The sequence below is a fragment of the Jiulongibacter sp. NS-SX5 genome (assembly GCF_052828545.1).
Genome location: NZ_CM128248.1, coordinates 2,842,246 through 2,863,216 on the forward strand (window position 1 = coordinate 2,842,246; position 20,971 = coordinate 2,863,216).

General features: G+C 39.8%; 22 protein-coding genes and 1 pseudogene. 11 read left to right on the forward strand and 12 right to left on the reverse strand.

Annotated features, from left to right (window positions below; genetic code table 11):
• Window position 1: 1 nt before the first annotated feature.
• The 8 genes from ACUXV0_RS12605 to ACUXV0_RS12640 all read right to left on the reverse strand — a co-directional run bounded on the left by ACUXV0_RS12605 (window position 2) and on the right by ACUXV0_RS12640 (window position 4,624).
• Entirely contained in the window at window positions 2–832 is an 831-nt protein-coding gene (locus ACUXV0_RS12605; protein ID WP_446189917.1) for an ion transporter, read from the reverse strand.
• An 81-nt stretch (window positions 833–913) separates the two neighbouring features.
• Entirely contained in the window at window positions 914–1,492 is a 579-nt protein-coding gene (locus ACUXV0_RS12610) for an NAD(P)H-dependent oxidoreductase (RefSeq protein WP_446189918.1), read from the reverse strand.
• 4 nt (window positions 1,493–1,496) lie between these two features.
• Complete coding sequence (locus ACUXV0_RS12615; RefSeq protein WP_446189919.1) at window positions 1,497–1,940, reverse strand: PaaI family thioesterase; 444 nt, start codon at window positions 1,938–1,940, stop codon at window positions 1,497–1,499.
• Window positions 1,937–2,293 (reverse strand): DUF4260 domain-containing protein, encoded by a 357-nt coding sequence (locus ACUXV0_RS12620; protein ID WP_446189920.1) that lies wholly within the window; start codon window positions 2,291–2,293, stop codon window positions 1,937–1,939. The genes ACUXV0_RS12615 and ACUXV0_RS12620 overlap by 4 nt, the downstream gene beginning before the upstream one ends.
• Complete coding sequence (locus ACUXV0_RS12625; RefSeq protein WP_446189921.1) at window positions 2,286–2,750, reverse strand: DUF4188 domain-containing protein; 465 nt, start codon at window positions 2,748–2,750, stop codon at window positions 2,286–2,288. The genes ACUXV0_RS12620 and ACUXV0_RS12625 overlap by 8 nt, the downstream gene beginning before the upstream one ends.
• The gene (locus ACUXV0_RS12630; protein ID WP_446189922.1) at window positions 2,747–3,376 is read right to left on the reverse strand and encodes a TetR/AcrR family transcriptional regulator; all 630 of its coding nucleotides are present in this window, start codon (window positions 3,374–3,376) and stop codon (window positions 2,747–2,749) included. Before ACUXV0_RS12630 ends, ACUXV0_RS12625 begins: the two co-directional genes overlap by 4 nt.
• A gap of 99 nt (window positions 3,377–3,475) precedes the next feature.
• Window positions 3,476–4,219: a polyprenol monophosphomannose synthase gene (locus tag ACUXV0_RS12635; RefSeq protein ID WP_446189923.1), complete on the reverse strand. Its 744-nt coding sequence runs from the start codon at window positions 4,217–4,219 to the stop codon at window positions 3,476–3,478.
• A 15-nt stretch (window positions 4,220–4,234) separates the two neighbouring features.
• Window positions 4,235–4,624, reverse strand: a complete 390-nt coding sequence (locus ACUXV0_RS12640) for a DUF4296 domain-containing protein (RefSeq protein WP_446189924.1) — start codon at window positions 4,622–4,624, stop codon at window positions 4,235–4,237.
• Window positions 4,625–4,714: 90 nt separating this feature from the next.
• Here ACUXV0_RS12640 and ACUXV0_RS12645 point away from each other — a divergent pair, with 90 nt between their 5' ends.
• The 10 genes and pseudogenes from ACUXV0_RS12645 to tsf all read left to right on the forward strand — a co-directional run bounded on the left by ACUXV0_RS12645 (window position 4,715) and on the right by tsf (window position 14,881).
• Window positions 4,715–5,572 (forward strand): DUF58 domain-containing protein, encoded by an 858-nt coding sequence (locus ACUXV0_RS12645; protein ID WP_446189925.1) that lies wholly within the window; start codon window positions 4,715–4,717, stop codon window positions 5,570–5,572.
• Between the two features lie 32 nt (window positions 5,573–5,604).
• Window positions 5,605–6,462, forward strand: a complete 858-nt coding sequence (locus tag ACUXV0_RS12650) for a hypothetical protein (RefSeq protein WP_446189926.1) — start codon at window positions 5,605–5,607, stop codon at window positions 6,460–6,462.
• Complete coding sequence (locus ACUXV0_RS12655; protein ID WP_446189927.1) at window positions 6,455–7,090, forward strand: NeuD/PglB/VioB family sugar acetyltransferase; 636 nt, start codon at window positions 6,455–6,457, stop codon at window positions 7,088–7,090. Before ACUXV0_RS12650 ends, ACUXV0_RS12655 begins: the two co-directional genes overlap by 8 nt.
• A gap of 149 nt (window positions 7,091–7,239) precedes the next feature.
• Window positions 7,240–10,692 carry a pyruvate carboxylase gene (locus tag ACUXV0_RS12660; protein ID WP_446189928.1) on the forward strand — a complete coding sequence of 1,151 codons (3,453 nt, stop codon included), beginning with the start codon at window positions 7,240–7,242 and terminating at the stop codon, window positions 10,690–10,692.
• Window positions 10,693–10,894: 202 nt separating this feature from the next.
• Window positions 10,895–11,467, forward strand: coding sequence for a hypothetical protein (locus ACUXV0_RS12665; RefSeq protein ID WP_446189929.1), 573 nt, complete (start codon window positions 10,895–10,897; stop codon window positions 11,465–11,467).
• A gap of 188 nt (window positions 11,468–11,655) precedes the next feature.
• Window positions 11,656–11,796 carry a hypothetical protein gene (locus tag ACUXV0_RS12670; protein WP_446189930.1) on the forward strand — a complete coding sequence of 47 codons (141 nt, stop codon included), beginning with the start codon at window positions 11,656–11,658 and terminating at the stop codon, window positions 11,794–11,796.
• A gap of 46 nt (window positions 11,797–11,842) precedes the next feature.
• Complete coding sequence (rplM, locus tag ACUXV0_RS12675; RefSeq protein ID WP_446189931.1) at window positions 11,843–12,286, forward strand: 50S ribosomal protein L13; 444 nt, start codon at window positions 11,843–11,845, stop codon at window positions 12,284–12,286.
• 24 nt (window positions 12,287–12,310) lie between these two features.
• Window positions 12,311–12,697: a 30S ribosomal protein S9 gene (rpsI, locus tag ACUXV0_RS12680; protein WP_446189932.1), complete on the forward strand. Its 387-nt coding sequence runs from the start codon at window positions 12,311–12,313 to the stop codon at window positions 12,695–12,697.
• Window positions 12,698–12,829: 132 nt separating this feature from the next.
• Window positions 12,830–13,654 (forward strand): annotated as a pseudogene (gene rpsB / locus ACUXV0_RS12685) (30S ribosomal protein S2); the annotation flags it as partial.
• A 393-nt stretch (window positions 13,655–14,047) separates the two neighbouring features.
• Window positions 14,048–14,881, forward strand: a complete 834-nt coding sequence (tsf, locus tag ACUXV0_RS12690) for a translation elongation factor Ts (RefSeq protein ID WP_446189933.1) — start codon at window positions 14,048–14,050, stop codon at window positions 14,879–14,881.
• Window positions 14,882–15,006: 125 nt separating this feature from the next.
• Here the strand turns inward: tsf and ACUXV0_RS12695 are convergent, their stop codons facing one another.
• Both ACUXV0_RS12695 and ACUXV0_RS12700 read right to left on the reverse strand, forming a co-directional pair.
• Window positions 15,007–16,542: a Do family serine endopeptidase gene (locus ACUXV0_RS12695; protein ID WP_446189934.1), complete on the reverse strand. Its 1,536-nt coding sequence runs from the start codon at window positions 16,540–16,542 to the stop codon at window positions 15,007–15,009.
• Between the two features lie 177 nt (window positions 16,543–16,719).
• Window positions 16,720–17,151, reverse strand: coding sequence for an Hsp20/alpha crystallin family protein (locus ACUXV0_RS12700; protein WP_446189935.1), 432 nt, complete (start codon window positions 17,149–17,151; stop codon window positions 16,720–16,722).
• Window positions 17,152–17,440: 289 nt separating this feature from the next.
• Between ACUXV0_RS12700 and ACUXV0_RS12705 the strand changes: the two genes are divergently transcribed.
• Entirely contained in the window at window positions 17,441–18,295 is an 855-nt protein-coding gene (locus ACUXV0_RS12705; RefSeq protein ID WP_446189936.1) for a hypothetical protein, read from the forward strand.
• Here ACUXV0_RS12705 and ACUXV0_RS12710 read toward each other — a convergent pair.
• Window positions 18,292–19,701, reverse strand: coding sequence for a vanadium-dependent haloperoxidase (locus ACUXV0_RS12710; protein ID WP_446189937.1), 1,410 nt, complete (start codon window positions 19,699–19,701; stop codon window positions 18,292–18,294). The two genes, ACUXV0_RS12705 and ACUXV0_RS12710, sit on opposite strands and share 4 nt — an antisense overlap.
• A 75-nt stretch (window positions 19,702–19,776) precedes the next feature.
• Complete coding sequence (locus ACUXV0_RS12715; protein ID WP_446189938.1) at window positions 19,777–20,970, reverse strand: serine hydrolase domain-containing protein; 1,194 nt, start codon at window positions 20,968–20,970, stop codon at window positions 19,777–19,779.
• Between the last annotated feature and the right edge of the window lies 1 nt (window position 20,971).

Sequence of the window (20,971 nt, forward strand, 5' to 3'; positions counted from 1 at the left end):
TCTATCCTTGATGTTTGTGGCGTTCGGCCAAATAGTAGGTCTCGCCACAATGTGGACAAACGACTTTGCCTTGTCGGCTTCTTCTTCCCCTGATTTGCTCTGCAAAACCAGAAGCCATAATACCCGTAGGTAGGGCAAAAATGGATACTCCGAGTATTGCCATCAGACCTCCTAAAATTTTACCAACGGGAGTGATTGGATAAATATCGCCATACCCCACTGTAGCCATGGCATTTACCCCCCACCATAAAGCATCCGGAATACTGCTAAATGCCTTCGGCTGGGCATCGTGTTCTATGTAGAAAACTATTGAAGATAGGATCAGGAGTAGAAAAATGATAAAGGACATACTGAGGAGGAGCTCCTCTTTTTTGGCCTTAACCACATTCTGAATAACCCGAAGGGCATGGAAATATCGACTAAAGCGGAAAAGCCGTAGGATTCGTAAAATTCTGAGGATTTTAATGAAGCCAAGATCTGCATTAAAGTAGGAATAGAAGAACGGGAAAATGGCTAGAAAGTCTATGATTCCCCACACAGAAAAGATATACTTCAAGCGACCAAAGAACCAATGTTTGTACTCCTTCCTCTCTACACAGGACCATACTCGTAACAAATACTCAATGGTAAATATGGCCACAGAGAAGATCTCAAAATCAAGAAAGAACTTACCGAAGTTTTCATTTATACTCGGTACTGTATTGAGTATAATGGCCGTGGTGTTCAGGAAGATCAAAACTGAAAGGCTGATATTGACCACAAAACTCCACCCGCGATTATGCTGAAGTTTTATTTCCAGTACCTCATTGACCTTCTTTCTTAACCGACTCATGACCTAATTTTAAGTTCCAAAACTATTAAATTTGAAATTTAATAAATCTGAGCAAAAGCAGTAAATGGTCTTATCCTACTATTAACTATCGCGTTTTCCTAAATTCTCTACTTTTTTAAGCCATTTAGCTCTAAAACTATCTTTAGATAACCTGATAGGCCCAATAGCAGTGACCTTAACAGGTTTAACCCCAGTGAACTCGAAAGTCAATTTTTTCACTGCACGAATACTTGGAGACCAATAATAAAGGAGATAGTACAATGGTGGCTGATCCATGGTGACGATGATCCTTCCTGTTTTACCTCGTAATAGCTTTTGCCATTTAATATTGGTTTTTTCATGTTTTTGAAAAGCAAAACCAGGGAGAAAAAGACGATCAAAAAAGCCTTTAGCCATTGCCGGTAAACCACCCCACCATAATGGGTGTATAATGGTAATATGATCGGCCCATTTGACGTCCTCCCAAGCTTTTAATAGGTCTGGCTCAAGGTCTGTACGTTTTCGGTAGCCAAACTTTAAGTTTGGGTTAAAGTCTAGGTTACGTATGTAGAGCACTTTTACTTCAGAGTGCGTTTTGATGCCTCTCACATAGGATTCCCCTAGTGCCTGGCAATAACTTTCCGGGTCTGGATGTGCTTGGATGACAAGTACTTTCTTCATTCAATTAGGATTTTTTATGTCCGAAAGAGGTTTTGGCGAGATTAGAAGTGGCTTTGGCTCTCAATTTTCCGTCTGGGCCAAATGCTTCGGCTTCTATATGAAGGATACTTTTACCCGCTCTTATGACATTAGTTTTAATGGTTAATGTCTCACCAATTTGCGATGGTCTTAGAAAATCAACATTCAGGTTTATGGCGGCAAAAAACTCAGGTCTACCTAAGGTGAATGTGGTCATGCCAATGACCTCATCAAAGATGCCGGCATAGGCTCCGCCGTGGATCATTCCAGATGGATTTGCAAACTCAGGTCGAACCAATACTTCCACTGAAAGTTTACCCTCTTCTACTTCTCTTAGTACGCCATTTAGCCATTGGCCAAAAGGGGAGGGGCTGCCTTCTTTGGCTTCCTTTCCTATGCTTTGTTTAAAAAATTTTAGTGAATCGTTCATGATTGATGTCCTATTTTTCCCAGATGGGTATGATGAAATGAAGTTTTGTATTTAAGGCCGTACCCGAAGATGCGGTCCATGGCAGAATGAGAGAATAAAATGATACCTGTGAGCGTAAGTGGCTCCAGGACTAAGTATTGTCCTACAATGAAAAAGAGAATTCCCAGAGCCTTATGATGGAAAATGTTATAAAGTAATGCACCTGTTTTTGAATTGAAAGCGTAGCCAATCATACTTAAATCAGGCAAAAGTATTAATGCTGGAAACCACCACCAGGCATAAGAAGTTTGGCTAAATAAAAAGATGCCAAGAATGAAATGAGCCAGTTCCTCAAGTTTAAGCAGACTATTCATGTTCGTTTATTCTTTTTCGGGCATTGAAATATTGACCTTCTGAATTCTCTAACCCTAGAACTTTACCAAGGCCAAATGAAGGCATATTGGCATAAATAGATTCATATTGACCTTTTTTGATAAGGTAGGTTTCATGCCAAACTCCAACAGCGTTGTTACTTTTTTTAGCACGTTTATAAAATTCAACCCAGGCCGGGTAGTGGGTCATTTGCCGATCATTGGCAAACGCCTCCAGTTTTTCAAAAGACTCCCAATATTGAACCATAATACTAGTTCTACCTCCCCATCCCTCTGCTCCTAGAAATCCACTTTGCGGATTAGCATGCAATTCTTTTAACATTCTGGGCATGGCCATTCCTGCTTGAAGAATGTCTGGTATATTCCACCATTTATTGACTCTCATGCCAATTAGAAAAACAACAAAGTCCTTGTCTTTACGTGCTGATACTCTGCTCATAATTGTTGTCCGCATTTAATTTGTGAATAGAAAACTTCAAAAGATCGCATCATGCGATCGAAACTGGCTTTTTCCTCATCTTCAAACATTTCTAGTCTTTGCCTTGATTTGAGAGTAACCAAGCCATGCACAAAACTCCAGATCATAAGCGTGGCATCATCTAAACCGTGTGATTTAAGGTAACCGTCTTTCATACAGTTATCTACCAGACTTTTAAGCATGTCATATGAGTCTAAACCATCTTTCCAGATCTCATCTTTGCACGCCAAAGTTTCCATAGGAGCCTCCATGACGAACATGAGTTCGTATAACTCTGGATTTTCAAACGCAAAACGAATATAGTTTCGCCCCATTTGACCGAGCTGTTCTATTGGCGGTGCTTTGAAATCTAATTGACTTAGGGCAATTCCAAGCTCATTAAAGGCTTCTAAATGCAGTTTAAAGAAGAGTTCGTTTTTGTCTTTGTAATAGAGGTAAATGGTGCCAGGGCTATATTCTATCTTATCCGCAATATTTCGGATGCTCGTTTTCTCATATCCTTTCGTTAAAAACAGCTCTTTAGCAGCATTGAGAATCTTTTTTCTCAAGACTGACTTCTCCCGCTCTTTTCTTTCTGCTATTGACATTTTCTGCAATACTTAACATCACAAATAAAATGAACGGTGTTCAGTAAAGCAAAAGTTTTTTTTGTAGAACTATAAAAAAGCCTTGAAAATCAATTGAATTTAGGACTTGGGGGCAGGATTAAACTTTCTGAAAAGGCTCCAGACTTTCATCATAACTACACCAAAAATGGCCTCTTTGAAAATTCCCGATGACATTTTTGAAGTTCCTTTTGTTCGATCGGTAAAAATGATGGGTATTTCCTTGATATTAAATTTATGGAGATAGGCATTGAACTTCATCTCTATCTGAAAAGCATAGCCCACAAATGTAATTTTGTCCAGATTGATCGTTTGTAAAACTTCCTTGGTGTAGCAGATAAACCCACCTGTAGGGTCCATGATCGGCATTCGGGTGATTAACCTGACATAAACACCAGCAAAGTAAGACATCAATACTCTACCCATGGGCCAGTTAACAACATTTACACCCGTAATATAGCGTGAGCCGATGGCCACATCTAAACCTTCAATTTTACATGTGTGGTATAAGCGAACCAGGTCTTTAGGGTCATGAGAAAAATCGGCATCCATCTCAAAAATATACTTGTAGCCTTCTTCTAACGCCCATTTAAAACCTGTAATGTAAGCAGTGCCTAGTCCTAATTTACCAGACCTCTCCAGTAAGTGTAATTTATCGGTAAACTCGTTTTGTAAGTTTTTGACGATTTGCCCTGTACCATCCGGAGAACCATCATCTACGATTAGAATATGAAAAGGGTCTGCTAACTTTAGAACTGCCCTGATAATGGATTCAACATTTTCTTTCTCGTTATAGGTGGGTATGATGACAAGGTTTTCTTTCATACGTCTTATAAGTGATTAGTCTCTGCCTTCAGACTCTTTTCTGTAAATAGTGCCTTCAGATTGTTCTGCTTCCAGGTCTTTTAAGCGTTCTTCCACTCTTTCAAAAATTCGGGCAAATTCTTTTGGCCTGCTTCCATAATAATCATAGCTGGCAAAATAGGATGAAGTATCTTCTCCTCTTTCTTTTAATATCTGCCCTCTGAGGTAGTCCATTGCCACCACTGCTGAGTCATAACTTTTGAGGTTTAGCCTGCTTAGTTCTGATTCTGTTTTTTGTAATTCTGTTAAAATTTCTACCATTTCGTCTTCTTCAATAAGATTCTCCGGAACCGAAGAGTCTCTGCAGGCCAGAATGCCAAGAGTGAACAGAAGTAATACGAGTAGACCTTTTGAAACGTTGTTCATTTCTAAATGAGCAATAGCTGCGTTACCTTTACACGAAACAAATGTACACAAAGAGGCTGTTCTCTAAGGCATAAAAAAACTTAATCTGAGGTGAGGGAGATATTTTCAAGGCTGGATAAGTTTGAGATCAGGATCAGAAAGGCGGTGAATTCTCAAATGCACGGCAATTTCTCTTCCATCTTTAAGGGCTCCGGTTTGGAGTTTGCCGATCTGCGTACTTATCAATACGGTGACGACGTCAGAACTATTGACTGGATTACAACGGCCAAAGGTCAGGGAGCTTACGTTAAGATTTTCAAGGAGGAGAAAGAACAAACAGTATTTTTTCTGCTCGATGTGAGTGCTTCGCAAGAGGTAGGAAAAAGGGGCAAACTGAAAATAGACAGAGCAAAAGAAATCTGTGGTACACTTGCCCTTTCTGCTTTAAAGGAGTCGAGCCATGTTGGTTTATATTGTTTCTCAGATCAAAAAGAACTTTACCTCAAACCCCAAAGTGGGATCAAATTTGCCTACAAATTTATCTTGAAGCTTTTTCAGCTTGAGCCTGAATCAAAGGTCACAGACATCTCGGGTGCTATTAAGTTTGCCCTAAATATTCTCAAAAGGAAAAGTGTGATGATTCTTATCTCTGACTTCAGGGATGATGGGTATCAACAAAACTTAAAGGCACTGGCAAAAAACCATGATTTGGTTGTAATTCATTTGTATGATAAACGAGAGCTCGGTTTGCCTTCTTTGGGTATTATTCCAATTGAAGATCAGGAAAGAGGGACTACCAGATGGGTGAGGACTTCTTCTCGTGATTTCAGAGAAAGCCTTCGCTTAGAGTTTGAAGAAAAATCTGAGGAGCTGCGTACGCTTTGCCGTAAGTATGATGCCAATTACTTAGAGATTTCTTCTGATGAGGATTTCGTAACGCGTTTAGTTGATTTATTCAGATTAAGATAAAATTGAGAAATAGAATCATTTTCTTTTTTCTAATGTCCTTTACTTTTGGCATTGCCAAAGGTCAAAGCCCCATTTTGTCTTTTCAGCAGGACAGTGTTTCGCTGGGTCATAGTATCAAAGCTTCACTGACTTTTTATCATTCGCCTTCAGTGGATGTTTTTTTCCCTGAAAGCACTTCAAATTTTAGCCCCTTTGAGTTTATCTCAAAAGAAGCATTTCCTACTCTTACTAAGGACACTGTAAGCAGGGACAGTGTAGTGTATACATTGCAAAGCTTTTCTATAGATTCTATTCAAAGCTTAGCTCTGGAAGTGAAAGCGAATATTGACGGTGATACTATAACGGCCTTGTCAAATACAGATTCACTTTTCTATCAATCTTTATTACTAGAGAATGGGGACAGTCGGTCATTAAAAGAGATCAATGAAATAACCGAAACTGATGAAAACAAGAGTCTAAAGCTATGGCAGATCATATTAATCGGAGTGATTCTCTTCCTCTTTTTGCTTTCTTTGGTTTTCAATAATCAATTGAAAAAATGGCTTCGGCAATATCGATTTAGAAAAAAGCAGCAAAGCTTTAAAGTTGAGTTTAAAAAGTATTTAGTAGAGGAACCAACCATTGACTCTATTCAGAATGCCTTAACCATGTGGAGAGAACATATGGAGTGGATTGAAGACCACCCTTATACTTCAATGACGGCACTTGAAATAGAGAATCTTTTGGAGGACGATAAGGTTAGTCAGGCAGTACGCGAATTGGAATCTTCAATTTTCGGTAAGCAGAAGTCTGATAGAATACATTTAGCTTTGCACATTCTATTCAATTTTGCCAATGAGAAGTTTAGAGAAAGATATTGGCAGTTTAAAAAACGATTAAGAAATGAATAATCCGGTTTTAATTTTTGGGGCAGGTAGTTTAGGAAAAACGGCTCTTGATATTTTTAATGGTAACGATGTATTGATCTACGGAATTCTTGATGACAATAAAGAATTACATGGTCAGGAGTTTGGGGGTGTAAGCGTACTTGGTGAGACCGAAGATGGTGGATTTTTAAAACTGATCGGCAAAAAAACGCAGTCATTCGTAGCGGTTAGAAATCAGGAAGATAGAGACAGATTAGCCAAAATGCTCAATACAAAGCGTAAGGTTATGCCGGTCAGTGCCATTCATAAAAGTAGTTCTGTATCAGAAGATGCAGCTATTGGACATGGTAATCTGATATCTGCAGGATCTGTAATTGGAGGCTATGCTCAACTGGGGAATCTATGTGTGGTGGGAGCCAATGCCGTGGTGGATGCAGAAGCTGCAGTTGGTGATTTAGTCGATATTGGGCCAGGTTCCGTTATTGGTAGTAAAGCAGTCATTGGTAATGGAGTTTTCATCGGAACCAATGTTACCGTGGTGTCGGGAATTAAGATAGGAGAAGGGGCTAGAATAGGAGCAGGCTCGGTGGTGATAGAGGATGTGGAAGAAGGAAAAACGGTCTTTGGCAATCCTGCAAAAGTTATGAGTTAAGTTGCTTTGAAATTAATCCAATGTGCGTTGGATTATTCAAAGAATAGTTTGAGATAATTTATACAATAATTGATTCAGGTAGCTCTCAAAGCTAACTTGGTGAGATTTTATACAGTTAATACCTTTTAGACAAAGGAAATCTATAGAAAATGAAGGAGTACGTAAAACCGATCAAAAGATTATTAATTGCCAATAGGGGTGAGATTGCCATCCGTATTATGCGGGCAGCTTCAGAGCTTGGCATTACCACTGTTGCACTTTACACATTTGAAGACAGATACTCACTGCACAGATATAAGGCTGATGAGGCTTATCAGATCGGTGCTGAGACTGACCCTTTAAAACCTTACTTAGATATTGAGGGAATCATCAAGCTTGCCAAACAAAAGAACATTGATGGTATACACCCGGGTTATGGTTTCCTTTCTGAAAACGTACAGCTGGTAAGAAGATGTAATGAAGAGGGAATCATCTTTGTAGGTCCTACAGCAGAAGCGATGGATCAGCTGGGTGACAAGAAGGCTGCCAAAAATATGGCGACCAAGGCTGGCGTGCCTTTGATCCCTGACTATAGAAAAGAAATTCCTGATGTCGATTTTGCTCTTGAAAGAGCAAAAGAAATCGGTTTCCCGATGATCGTTAAAGCGGTAGCCGGTGGCGGTGGCCGTGGTATGAGAATCGTAAATAACGAAGAAGAATTTCCGAAAGCATTCTCAGAAGCAAAGAATGAGGCCAAGACGGCCTTTGGCAATGATGACGTTTTCTTAGAGAAATTTGTGGTTGAACCGAAACACCTTGAAGTTCAGCTTTTGGGTGATACGCATGGCAATCTTATTCACCTGTATGAGAGAGATTGCTCTGTACAGCGTAGATTCCAGAAAGTAGTGGAGGTTGCCCCATCGTTTGGTTTGAAGCAGGAAACTCGTCAAAAGCTTTATGACTATGCCATAAAAATTGGTAAGCAGGTAGGCTATTCTAATGCCGGTACCGTAGAGTTTCTGGTAGATAAGCAGGAGAACGTTTACTTCATTGAGGTTAACCCTAGAATTCAGGTAGAGCATACCATTACTGAGGAGGTTACGGGAGTAGATATTGTTCGTTCTCAGTTGTTAATCGCTATGGGTTATAAACTGTCAGACAACGGCATTTATATCCATAACCAAGATGAAGTTCCTTTGAAAGGTTATGCTATTCAATGTAGAGTAACCACCGAAGATCCTGCCAATGGATTTAAGCCAGACTTTGGTACCTTAATCGCCTACAGAAATGCGGCAGGTTTTGGTATTCGTTTAGATGAAGGTTCGGCTTATCCGGGCATGAAAATCTCTCCTTTCTTTGACTCCATGATTGTTAAGGTTACCGCACGTGGCAGAACATTGAAAGGTGCTTCGCAACGTCTGGCAAGAACTTTAGTAGAATACAGAATCAGAGGTGTAAAAACCAATATTCCATTCCTAAGAAATGTAATCAATCACCCGGAGTTCCAGCAAGGGAAAGCAAGGGTATCATTCATTGAGAATCACCCTGAACTACTCGACTTATTTAAGCCGAAAGATAGATCTACAAAAGCAATGCGTCTGATTGCAGATGTAATCGTGAATGGAAACAGAACACTGGGTAAAATTGACAAAATCGATTACCCACAACCAAAGGTTCCTTTAATTGAGCCGTTCCAGGAGTATCCTGACGGAAACAAGCAGCGTCTTGACTCTATGGGAGCAGATAAGTTTGCTCAATGGGTGAAAGACCAAAAGCAGGTTTTATTTACAGATACTACCTTTAGAGATGGGCATCAGTCCTTGCTAGCTACAAGAGTTAGAACTCAGGATATGCTTGCGGTGGCGGAAGGTTTTGCCAAAGACTTCCCTCAATTATTCTCAATGGAAGTATGGGGTGGAGCTACTTTTGATGTGGCTATGCGTTTCCTTTACGAAAGCCCATGGAGAAGACTTCAGTCTTTCAGAGAGGCCATGCCTAATATGCTTCTTCAGATGCTTTTGAGAGGCTCAAATGCTGTTGGTTATACAGCCTACCCAGATAACTTAGTAGAGAGCTTTATCGAAAAGTCAGCCGAAAACGGTATTGACGTCTTCAGAATATTTGACTCTCTTAACTGGATTGAATCCATGAAGTTGAGTATTCGCACGGTACGTGAGCGTACAAACTCATTGGCAGAAGCGGCCATCTGTTACACAGGTGACATGATGGATCCTAACCAGACCAAATATACTTTACAGTATTATCTGGATATGGCTCGTCAGTTAGAAGACGAAGGTGCTCATATCATTGCTATAAAAGATATGGCTGGTCTTCTTAAGCCTAATGCGGCAGAAGTTCTGGTAAGAGAATTGAAAAAAGCAGTTGACCTACCGGTTCACTTACATACACATGATACCTCTTCTATTCAGGCTGCTACTTACTTAAAATCTGTTGACAGCGGTATTGATGTTATTGACTGTGCACTTGGAGGGTTGTCTGGTTTGACCTCACAGCCAAACTTCAACTCTGTAGCGGCCATGCTTAAGGGTCACGAAAGAGAATGTGAATTAGACTTGCCAAGACTAAATCAATACAGTAACTACTGGGAAGATGTAAGAGCTATGTATGCTCCGTTTGAGTCTGGTTTGAAATCTGGTTCGGCAGAAGTTTACGAGCATGAAATGCCAGGAGGGCAATATTCAAACCTTAAGTCTCAGGCCATTTCTTTAGGCTTGGGCGAGAAGTTTGATGACTTAAAGCATAATTATCATGTAGTCAATAAGATGTTTGGTGACATCGTCAAAGTGACGCCATCATCAAAAGTGGTGGGCGATATGGCCCTGTTCATGACATCCAATGACCTGAATGAAGAAGATATTTTCAAGAAAGGTGATACTATTAGTTTCCCTGAATCTGTAAAAGGCTTCTTTAGAGGTGACCTTGGTCAGCCTCCTGGAGGATTTCCGAAGGAGCTTCAAAAGATTATCTTGAAAGATATTGAACCATATACTGAGCGTCCAAATGCTCATATGGAGCCAATTGATCTGGAAGCGGAGTTCAAGCAATTTGAGAAAGACTTCCCGGGTAGCGATGGTTACCTTGACTTCCTGGCGTATAAATTATACGATAAGGTTTACGAAGAATTCCACGAAAACAGAGCCAAGTTTGGTGATGTAAGTATTATTCCTTCTCAGGCTTTCTGGTATGGTCTGCACCCTAACGAGGAGATCTTAATCAAGATTGAAGAAGGAAAGACTATTCTGGTGAGATATCTTCATATGTCTGAGCCTGATGAAGAAGGAAAACGTTCTGTGAGTTTTGAGCTGAATGGCCAGACCCGTAGAATTAATGTGAGAGACCGCTCGCTGAAAGTTGTAAAACCTACAAACAAGAAGGTAAGCAAAGAGGGTGATATTGGAGCTCCGCTTCAGGGTAGAATTTCCAGAATATTGGTGAAGAAAGGAGATGAAGTTCAAAAGAACACGCCTCTGTTCATCATTGAAGCCATGAAGATGGAATCAATCGTTGCAGCACCGTTTGCTGGTGTGATCGCCTCGGTTCAATTGAATGAAGGAACAGTTGTAGAACAAAACGACTGGGTAGTAGAAATAGACAAGGCTTAATTCATTAATTAAGCTGAAATCATATGTCAAAAAAGCAGAGCACTTGTGTTCTGCTTTTTTAATTTTCAATGTATTCTCAAGCCAATTTGTTGTTGGATTCGGACTGGTGTTTCTTAAAGCCATGGGAATAAGTAGTAAGGCCCTGAATCTTGATACTAAAGCCTAGGTAGTACTCGTTTGAGGGTTACCTAAACTCGCACCTTTGAAAAAAATATTGACTTTCTATTTCATTTTTATATCCCACATAGCCTTTGGGCAGTTTTTAAAAGAAGTAATGTTTACTTCCGATACCAGGTTCACAAATGGATACCCACTTTCATTTCAGCCACTTTTGGCCAAAGTAGGTTTAACTTACATAGAGTACAAGGGTATTAAAAATGTTGGCTATCTGACTTATGAAATCAATTCTAACGGTTTTGCTGGCTTTGGAATAGGATACAAGGTGAGCCTTCTTCAAAGAGAAATCCCCAAAACCTTATTTGTAGTTTTAGATATAAAGTCTATCAAATATAATTTAAGCAATACCTACTTTCCCAGACAAATGTACACCTTCGGAGTTTTTCCTAAGATTGGCTTGGGTTATATGCTTTCTAAGGCTTCTTCAATTGAGTTAGGCTTTACCAAAGATGAAGTAGCAATGCCACTTATTTATACAGATCAAAGTAGTATGGCTGTGGAAGTAGGGTATTCTGTCTACTTAGCTTTGAGAAAAAATGGGAAATCTGGAAGAGTCAGGGTAAATCCTCGTAAAATGGTCAAATGTCCCAAAAGGTGAATCTTCAACATTGACTCGAGGCTATTGTAATATATAAATTGAAGAAAATAAAATGTTGAGATAAACTTTAAGTCTTCTAGAAGATTGTCAGAAACCCTAACTCCCACAAAAAGAGTAATTTATTTGCAAAACCATATTGCTTTCTAAAAAAGGTATTTCTATCTTTGCAGCCCCAAAATACCACCTTCATGAAGTCGCCCGTACTTCGAGGGATTAGCAAAGTTGGAGAAATTGGTAGTTCCGAACCGGTTTTTGTGTTGGTTTTCAGCACCTTACAACTTCAGAAAATGTGGATTCAAAATGCTGTGAATTTTGGGATAGCAGTGTAGAGATGAGACAAATGTTTTTATTACAAAACGTTTAAACGTATTTAAAGTGGATACATTAAGTTACAAGACTATCTCTGCAAATAAGCAGACAGTCAACAAAGAATGGGTGATCGTAGATGCCAAAGATCAGGTTGTTGGTCGTTTGAGCAGTAAGATTGCCAGCATATTAAGAGGTAAAAACAAGACTAATTTTACCCCTCACGTAGATTGTGGTGATAACGTAATCGTAATCAATGCTGAGAAAGTGAAATTTACGGGTAAGAAGATGACTGACAAGCAGTATGTACGTCATACGGGTCACCCGGGTGGACAGCGTTTTGCTACGCCACGTGAATTAATGGAGAAAGACGGAAGAAGAGTAGTTGAGTATGCTGTTAAAGGTATGCTTCCAAAAACTCGTCTGGGACGTCAGCAGTTTACAAACCTGTACGTGTATGAAGGTGCTGAGCATCCTCACCAGGCACAGAATCCAAAGTCAATCGAAATTTAATTCAGAATTTAAAAACATTAGCATATGCAAGTTATCAATACCGTAGGTAGAAGAAAAACAGCCGTTGCACGTATTTACATGAAGCCTGGTAAAGGTGATATTTCTGTAAACGGACGTGAACTACAAACATATTTCCCGACAGAAGTACTTCAGATTATCCTGAACCAACCTTTCAACCTAATTGAGAAGAGTGGTCAGTATGATGTGAAAGTGAATGTTAGAGGTGGTGGAATCGCCGGACAAGCTGAAGCTGTTCGTTTGGCTATTTCTCGTGCTCTTGTAGAAGCAGACGCTGATAACAGACCTCCGTTGAAGAAAGAAGGTTTCTTAACTCGTGATTCCAGAATGGTTGAGCGTAAGAAATACGGACGTCGTAAGGCACGTAAGAGATTCCAGTTCTCGAAACGTTAATCATTTTACGAAAATCGAATGGCGAATCTTGGGATTCGTCATTTGTCTTTCAATATCAAATATTGTCCAGCTCAGCACTTATCGTGTCCGATGTGTTGGGGCTGCTTATTCAAACTTTTTAACTAACAAAAAATGGCACAGTTACAGTACAAAGACTTACTAGATGCAGGTGTACACTTCGGTCACCTTACCCGTAAATGGGATCCGAGAATGGCTCCATATATCTTCATGGAGAAAAACGGGATTCATATCATTGATCTTAACAAGACGTTGACTTCACTTGAGCAAGCTCAGGCTTTTGTAAAAGGCATGGTTCGTTCAGGAAAGAAGGTGATGTTTGTAGCAACTAAGAAACAAGCTCAAGAGATTGTTTCTGAAGAAGCAAAAAGATTAAAAATGCCTTTCGTTACTGAAAGATGGTTAGGTGGTATGCTTACCAACTTCTCTACGATTCGTAAGTCATTGAAAAAACTTCAGAATATTGAGCGTATGCTAGCTGATGAAAAAACAGCAAGCAACATGGCAAAGAGAGAGCGTTTGATGCTAGACAGAGACCGCGTGAAGTTAGAAAGACTTCTAGGTGGTGTTTCTGATATGTCAAGACTTCCTGCTGCTCTTTTTGTAATTGATATAAAGCGTGAGCACCTGGCTATTGCTGAAGCAAAAAGACTAGGTATTCCTGTAGTAGCAATGGTAGATACAAACTCAAACCCTGAGAATGTTGATATCGCTATCCCGGCTAACGATGATGCTTACAAATCTATCTCATTAATTACTTTGGCTATGGGTAAAGCTGTAGAAGAAGGTATTCTTGAGCGTAAGCAAGACAAAGAAGCAAATGCACTTAAAGAGGCTGAAGAAGCTAAAAAAGCTGTAGATGCTAAGGCTGAAGATGTAGCTGAGAAAACTGCGGGTAAAAGACCAAGAAAAGCTGCACCTGTAGAGGTGAAAGAGGAAGCTGCTGTAGAGGCTGCTGCTCCTGCTGCTGAAGCTCCAAAGGCAGATGATTTAACTAAGATTGAAGGTATCGGTCCTAAAATGTCTTCTGTATTTACAGAAGCGGGCTTAGGGACTTTTGCTGCTATCGCTGGTAAAACTGCTGATGAGCTAAAAGCAGTTCTTGATGCTGCTGAAGGAAACTTCGCTGCTCACGATCCTAAAACTTGGCCTGAGCAAGCTAAATTAGCTGCAGATGGTAAGTGGGATGAGCTTAAAAAATGGCAGGATGAACTAGACGGTGGTAAGTAATTAAGATACCGCTGGTCGTCTGGCCGCTCTAAATATTTAACAAAAGTGGCCCGAAGCTAATGCTTTGGGCTACTCATTTAGAAACATTAAAAAACTAGAATAATGAAAATTACAGCTGCAGATGTAAACAAACTTCGTCAGGCCACAGGTGCTGGTATGATGGACTGTAAAAAAGCACTTACAGAAGCCGAAGGCGATTTTGAAAAAGCAGTAGAAATCCTTAGAAAAGCAGGTCAGAAAGTAGCTGCTAAAAGAGCAGATAACGAGACTTCTGAGGGTGTAATATTGGTAGATGTAAGCGATAGCGGTAAGTCCGCTAAGATATTGGCTTTCGCTTGTGAAACTGAACCAGTGTCTAAAGTTGAAGACTTTAATAACCTAGGAAATGCTATTCTTCAGGCAGGTGTGAAGCATCATGTTAAAGATGCAGAAACATTAAGCACAACGGCTATTGAAGATGGCAGAACTGTAGCAGAAGCAACAACTGAGCTGATCGGTAAAATCGGTGAAAAGTTGATCGTTTCTACTTATAAGCACATTGAAGGTGAGAAAGTAGTTGCTTACATTCACTCTAATAACAAAGCTTCTGCAGTAGTAGCATTTGAAAATGTAGATGGAGCTGATGTTGAAGAATTAGGTAAAGATGTTGCGATGCAAATCGTAGCAATGAAACCTGTTGGTCTTGACAAAGATGATGTAGATCCTACTATCGTAGAAAAGGAAATTGAAATCGGAAAAGAGCAAGCTCGTCAGGAAGGTAAGCCAGAAGCAATGCTTGAGAAGATTGCTATGGGTAAATTGAACAAGTTTTACAAAGAAAATACTTTGTTGAACCAACAGTTCGTAAAAGATCCTTCTGTAAACATTGCTCAACTTCTTGAGAAAACTCAGAAAGGTCTTAAGATTGCTTCTTTCGCTCACGTAGTGATCGGGTAATTCAATTCACCATTTTGTATAAAAAAGCCTGGTCTGTAAAGATCAGGCTTTTCTTTTGTAAGGGCTGAAAAGAAAAAACCTCGCTTGATATTTCAAGCGAGGTTTTTGTATTAAGGATTACTCATTTAAAGCGTAACACCATAGCAGAAGTTTCTACTCATGTTTTTGTACACCCCGCAGATTAATACGCCGTCTTCTTTTGCTTTAGCGGCATCTTCAATGGCCTTATTGAATTCGTCTTCTGAGTCTACTTTGACACTACCCACTCTGGTGATGATAAATCCTTCTCTGATGTCAGTGTCTCTGGCAATGGTACCGGCCTGATAAATTTTCTCAACTTGTACTCCGTTTCTCAAGCCAAGTTCGCTTTTCATATCAGAAGATAAGGTCTTCACTTTAACGCCCATTTTAGAGACTGTAGAGCTCGCAGTTTCTTTCTTTAGTATACTTTTACCACCTTCACGGTTACGAAGCGTTACAGTGTACGTTTTCTCTTTGCCGTCTCTGTTGATTTTTACTTTTACCTTCTCGCCCGGACGTTTTCTGCCTATCATCTCTCTGAACTTAGGCTCGCTTTCAGTTTTGATTCCATCCACTTCTACAATAACATCTCCCGGCTCAATTCCCACATCATATGCTGCTCCATCTTCGGTTACTACATTGACATAAATCCCTCTTGTAAGTTTTACCTCGTATTCTTCTGCATTTTTATCATTGAGTTCTACAGGTTGTAGACCGAGATACCCTCTTTGCACATTTCCGTACTTAATGAGGTCTGTGGTTACTTTCTTCACAATTCCTGAAGGCACGGCAAAGGCATACCCTGCGTAAGCTCCATTAGGAGAAGCAATGGCTGTGTTTATTCCTATAAGTTCACCTCGAAGGTTTACCAGAGCTCCACCGCTATTACCTGGATTTACGGCTGCATCTGTTTGAATAAAGGACTCAATTGGGCTGTCTCCTTCCACACCAGATCTGTTTAATCTTTCCTGATAACTTCTGGCCAAGATGCTTATGTCTCTACCAATAGCACTCACAATACCGGCTGTCACGGTAGATTCCAGGTTAAATGGATTTCCTACAGCCAACACCCATTCACCTACTTTAACTTCATCTGAGTTGGCAAAAGAAAGAGATGGTAGGTTCTTTTCTTTGATTTTAATAACTGCTATATCTGTCGATGGGTCTACGCCCACCACTTCAGCGGTATATGTTTTCTTATCGTAGGTGATTACTTCCAGTTCATCTGCACCATCTACTACGTGATTGTTCGTAGCAATGTATCCGTCTTCTGAAATAATAACACCAGATCCTGAAGATTGTTGTTGTTGATTTCTTGGTGCACCAAAGTACTGATCATCAAAACCAAAAAAGTCTTCAAATATAGATGGAAGTCTTTGCTGTCTTACAGCTCTTACAGACGTGGCTTTAATATGAACTACTGCGGGGGCTGATGTGCCAGCAGCGTAAGTAAAATCGCCGGGAGCAGAGGCTGGTAGGTTAGCAAAGTTTACAAGTCGGGCCGCACTGTCAGAACTGCCTGTGTATGATGCTTCGCTAAGAACTACTGCTCTTTCCTCAAAGCCTAGCATCTTGTAAGCCGCCAATGTAGCAACAGAACAAAGCACGGCTATCAATACGATTTTAATATTATTCTTCATTTTCTAAAGCCTTTTAAATTAAGGTTAATCTTATGACAAATGTATTTTTTTGTACTTGTTAAACGAAACCGCTCATCCTAAAATTCAATGTAGGCAGTAAGGCTTAACATTATTTAACAGCTGTATACATGAAAACAGCACCATGAAAGGTGCTGTTCACTGAAAAATACTGTTCCATTACCCAACGGTAATCAATCTCGGCTCTTTTGGTTTAGCCTCTTCTTTCTTTGGAAGCGTTATTTTAAGTACGCCATTTTCGTGATTGGCATCTACCTTGTCTGTATCAATGGTCTTCGGTAGTCTGAACGTTCTGCTGAAAGATGAATAGTTAAACTCCTTTCTGGTGTAATTTTCTTTCTCTTCTGATTCCTCGTTTTTAGACTCGGTAGAAATCGTCAAAACTTTTTCATCCAGGTTGATTTTAAAATCTTCCTTCTTTACTCCTGGAGCTGCAAGTTCAATGGTAAAGCCTTCGGTATCTTCTTTAACATTTACTGCTGGCATGCTTAATCCGGCTCTGTTATCTGCAAAGAAGTCTACATCACTGAACAGAGAATCGAATAAGGTTGGAAATGAATTTGGTCTGTAAGCTTTTACTAATGTGTTCATGTTTTCTATTGTTTAATGTTAAAATTCTTATGAATGAATACATGAACCCTTGATCAACTCCTGTACCAAATGAATTGTACTGCCATTATGGCTGCATTTTTAAGCAGTGTCGCCAAAGAAGAGGCCAAAATGTCACTATTCGACCTGGGCAGTGTCATTTTTTCAATAGACAACCCATAAATGTGATTTTGATCAGAAAGAAACATATACCCCTTTATAGCTAAAAGGGAGTTCTTAACTTCGTGCCAATGAGGTTAAAAATAATGCATACTTCAAAACTCTCTTGATTATGAAACCCATTAACAGTAATCGAGGTTTTCAGCCACTTATCAATATTTTTTCACACGCACCTGCCCCTGAAGAAAAGATCTTTTTCTTGTTACGTTTTGGCATTCTAGGTTGCTTTGTAGGTCATGGTATGTGGGGACTTATCACTAAAGAGGGTTGGTTACCATTTTTTGAGGTATTTTTTATTAATCCTTCCACCGCGTACATGATCATGCCCGCTATTGGTCTTCTAGACGTTTTGACCGGATTTCTTTGTTTTTACCGGCCCAACAGGGCACTTCTTATTTGGGCTGCTTTTTGGACAACCTTCACGGCTCTCTTAAGGCCGTCTGCAAATATGGGAATGTCTGAGTTCTTTGAGAGAGCCGGTAACTATGGTGTTCCCTTTGCATTTTTGTTTCTTTATGGGTTTCCAAAGAACAATTTACAACTCAGGGTTTTGCTAAATCCTCTACCTGCTTTTTCTGAAAGCCAAATCAAAGGGCTTGAATTTATTTTAAGGCTCTTTCTATTCTGGTTATTAGCAGGTCATGGCTCTTTGGCCCTATTTAAACTAAGTCTGTTACTTCAATCACATCTTAATTACTTAGGGCTTTCAATCAGTAGCACAAGTCTTCAGTTAATAGGTCTTTCAGAAATAATTCTTGCAGTAATCGTTTTTCTTCTTCCCCGATCCCCTAAGCTTATTTCTTTTGTTCTCGCTTGGAAACTTGCCTGGGAACTAGTTTTCCCTTTTGCGGGCAAAGCCATTGATATTTTGGAAACCATCGAGAGAATGGGAGACTATATCATCCCCGCCACCCTTCTGATCATTTATAAAGCCTGGCCAAAACAAGAATTCAGGATTTTTCCCTAAAAATCATACTGATTACGAGCAGGCTCAAGCCACTCTATATCATTTAAAATCTCTTCCTGAGTTAACTTTTTAACATTGTCTCCCTTTCTTGACTTTAATGCATTTAGAATGTACTGACCTACCTGAATCCCACAGGTTTGTCCTTCTTCTACGGCAGTTCTGTAATGAATACCTCCATACATACGACTATAAGAACAGGCAGTGGCAGCTTCTCTGAAAGACGGAAATGATTTCACTCCGTGTCCGTAAGGATACTCTGTAGAATCTGTAAAAGCCACATTATCCCCTAGCAAACCGGTTAGCACCTCGGCGGCAGCAGCCGATATTGTACTATGACCGCTCGTATATTCCGGGAAGGGAGGCGTCTGCAAAAACGGAGTATCATCTGCATCCATTTCGGCATTAATTACAGTTTCAGGTCTTATTTTCTCAGTTAAATACTTCTCATTCCAACAGGTTATAAACCCATCATGTAAAGCCGTGGCAGTATACATATACGCCTCTGAACTCTCCAATAAGCTTCTCTTTTGATCTTTCAAGACCGTTTTACAAATAGCCATCCAATGCCCCCCAGGAGTCATTTTTTTGTTCGCAAACATAACATGCCCCTGAACATTCATCACAAAAGCATTATCATCCCAAAACCAGGCCATGTTTTTTTGATCCTCCGTTATGTTTTGATTAATTCTGTATACTTCCATGACTTCTTTCCAGAAATCACTGTTTTTGTCTAAAGAATATTCCGGGCAAGGAGGAGCGGGGAACTGATTTACAGAGTCTAAAACGGAAAGGCGAATTGTATGCCAGTAAGGCTCCATGGCGTCTCCATATTGAGGAGGGGTAGGTACCCAATAACCCGGTTCGCTTTTAACCGTATATCTTAAACCTCTTGTTTGTGCATAATTATCACCTTTGGCAAACTCCATCACGTGATTGGCAATAGCCTGACCAAACTCTATTGATCTATCATAAACATCTGATGGTACGCCGGCTTCTTTAAAGTCTTCATATACACCGTTTTCAAATTCATCGTATTTGTCAACGGTAAAGGTTTGACTACGAGCAACAGTCAATAAGGCATTGATACTGGCAAGTGGAAAACAATACTCTTTGCCTTCCTCAGGCTTTGGTACATTTTCAAAATCTTTAAACTGTCCATCAAGACTCTGAAATCTTTCATCAGATGGGGCTAAGGCTTCGTATCCGGCAAGTGTAGAGTAAGAATAAATTCTACTTGCTACAGGCGGCGAAAAGATATCATGAATAATCACTTCAGTAACTTTATCAATGGCATCATGATAATACTGAGGATTATTAGTTACCTGTCCGTATTCTTCAGGAGTTTTCCGGCTACATGAGCTGGCAACTATAAAGACAGCCAAAATTAAAAGACCTAGATTTTTCATATTTTTTGTAGATCTGATACTTAGATAGATCAGATGATTTTATCGGTTAAGAATTACAAATCTATTGATTATTAACTACTCATCAAGGATATTTTCCTCAACAGAAGTTTCACGTTTTCCGCCATGAAGAGCATCTATCACCTCTTTGATATGATAAACGCTTCTATTGTATTTATTGCTAAGCAAAATGATCACAAAATCTTCTCTTAAATCAAAGAACATAATGGTGTTATAACCTTTCCACCAGCCGGTATGATAGACATAATCGGTTTGCTGTTTTTCGTTAAGCCAAAGCCTGAATCCGTAGCCGTAATTTCTGAGGCCAGGGTATTCAAAACTTCTAGGCGTATACGCCTCTCTAAGCATCTCCTTGCTAACCACCTTTTCTTGACTTAAAGCCTGATACCATTTTGAGAGGTCTGCTGTGGTAGAAAATACACCTTTATCACCCAGAACATTATCATATATGTCAAAAGGAATTTCGCGTCCATTCTGGTACCCATAAGTTCTAATGGCGTTTGGTATACTATCATTTAAATCGCGAGCTGTAAATGATGAGCTCATACCCAAAGGTTGAAATATCTCATCTCTTAAAAAATGATTAAAATCCTGTTTTGAAACTTTCTCTACTATTGCCGCGAGGATGGCGAAATTGGTATTGTTATAAGAGAAATAGTGGTCGGGTAAATTATATGGTTTGGGTCTGGGATTTGCCTGAGCAAACCACTCGATCAGTTCCTGGTTATTGGGATATGACTTTTCCTGACGAGCTTTCTGGTCAAAAGTGTATTCGTAATAAGGTAGTCCGGATCTGTGACTCAATAAGCTTCTTATGGTGACTCCATCATACGGGAACTCTGGATAGTAATCTTTAACGGTCAGATTAAGGTTTAGCTTACCTTGCTCTACCAATTTTAGGATGGATATAGCCGTAAAAGTTTTAGAAAGCGAAGCTAGCTGAAAGGCAGAGTTGTTTGTTAGGGGTAAATTGTCCTTAATCCTTGCCATACCCACAGCAGTATCAAGCAGGGTGATGCCTGCTTGTTGAACCAAAACAGCTCCATTAAAACCCGCTTTCAGTTTTTTATTAATGGCGTTTAGAACTGTTACCTTCTTTTCTTCAAAATGAATGGCCGTTTTGATGGAATCAATTCTCGCTTGCTCTAAACGTTTAATTTCTTCAAGGTCAGGTTCCTCGACTTTTTTCGTTTGTTCACAGGAACATAGAAGTACTACGGATGCTAGAAGGAAATAAGTTAATCTTAACATT

Excerpts from the sequence above, each read along its gene's own strand:
- ACUXV0_RS12640 (WP_446189924.1), bottom strand. The coding sequence starts at position 4,624 with ATGAACAACGTTTCAAAAGGTCTACTCGTATTACTTCTGTTCACTCTT.
- ACUXV0_RS12700 (WP_446189935.1), bottom strand. The coding sequence starts at position 17,151 with ATGAACACATTAGTAAAAGCTTACAGACCAAATTCATTTCCAACCTTA.
- rpsI (WP_446189932.1), top strand. The coding sequence starts at position 12,311 with ATGCAAGTTATCAATACCGTAGGTAGAAGAAAAACAGCCGTTGCACGT.
- ACUXV0_RS12655 (WP_446189927.1), top strand. The coding sequence starts at position 6,455 with ATGAATAATCCGGTTTTAATTTTTGGGGCAGGTAGTTTAGGAAAAACG.
- ACUXV0_RS12610 (WP_446189918.1), bottom strand. The coding sequence starts at position 1,492 with ATGAAGAAAGTACTTGTCATCCAAGCACATCCAGACCCGGAAAGTTAT.
- ACUXV0_RS12715 (WP_446189938.1), bottom strand. The coding sequence starts at position 20,970 with ATGTTAAGATTAACTTATTTCCTTCTAGCATCCGTAGTACTTCTATGT.
- ACUXV0_RS12620 (WP_446189920.1), bottom strand. The coding sequence starts at position 2,293 with ATGAATAGTCTGCTTAAACTTGAGGAACTGGCTCATTTCATTCTTGGC.
- ACUXV0_RS12625 (WP_446189921.1), bottom strand. The coding sequence starts at position 2,750 with ATGAGCAGAGTATCAGCACGTAAAGACAAGGACTTTGTTGTTTTTCTA.
- ACUXV0_RS12660 (WP_446189928.1), top strand. The coding sequence starts at position 7,240 with ATGAAGGAGTACGTAAAACCGATCAAAAGATTATTAATTGCCAATAGG.
- ACUXV0_RS12630 (WP_446189922.1), bottom strand. The coding sequence starts at position 3,376 with ATGTCAATAGCAGAAAGAAAAGAGCGGGAGAAGTCAGTCTTGAGAAAA.
- ACUXV0_RS12605 (WP_446189917.1), bottom strand. The coding sequence starts at position 832 with ATGAGTCGGTTAAGAAAGAAGGTCAATGAGGTACTGGAAATAAAACTT.
- ACUXV0_RS12615 (WP_446189919.1), bottom strand. The coding sequence starts at position 1,940 with ATGAACGATTCACTAAAATTTTTTAAACAAAGCATAGGAAAGGAAGCC.
- tsf (WP_446189933.1), top strand. The coding sequence starts at position 14,048 with ATGAAAATTACAGCTGCAGATGTAAACAAACTTCGTCAGGCCACAGGT.
- ACUXV0_RS12710 (WP_446189937.1), bottom strand. The coding sequence starts at position 19,701 with ATGAAAAATCTAGGTCTTTTAATTTTGGCTGTCTTTATAGTTGCCAGC.
- ACUXV0_RS12705 (WP_446189936.1), top strand. The coding sequence starts at position 17,441 with ATGAAACCCATTAACAGTAATCGAGGTTTTCAGCCACTTATCAATATT.
- ACUXV0_RS12695 (WP_446189934.1), bottom strand. The coding sequence starts at position 16,542 with ATGAAGAATAATATTAAAATCGTATTGATAGCCGTGCTTTGTTCTGTT.
- ACUXV0_RS12650 (WP_446189926.1), top strand. The coding sequence starts at position 5,605 with ATGTCCTTTACTTTTGGCATTGCCAAAGGTCAAAGCCCCATTTTGTCT.
- ACUXV0_RS12635 (WP_446189923.1), bottom strand. The coding sequence starts at position 4,219 with ATGAAAGAAAACCTTGTCATCATACCCACCTATAACGAGAAAGAAAAT.
- ACUXV0_RS12670 (WP_446189930.1), top strand. The coding sequence starts at position 11,656 with ATGAAGTCGCCCGTACTTCGAGGGATTAGCAAAGTTGGAGAAATTGGT.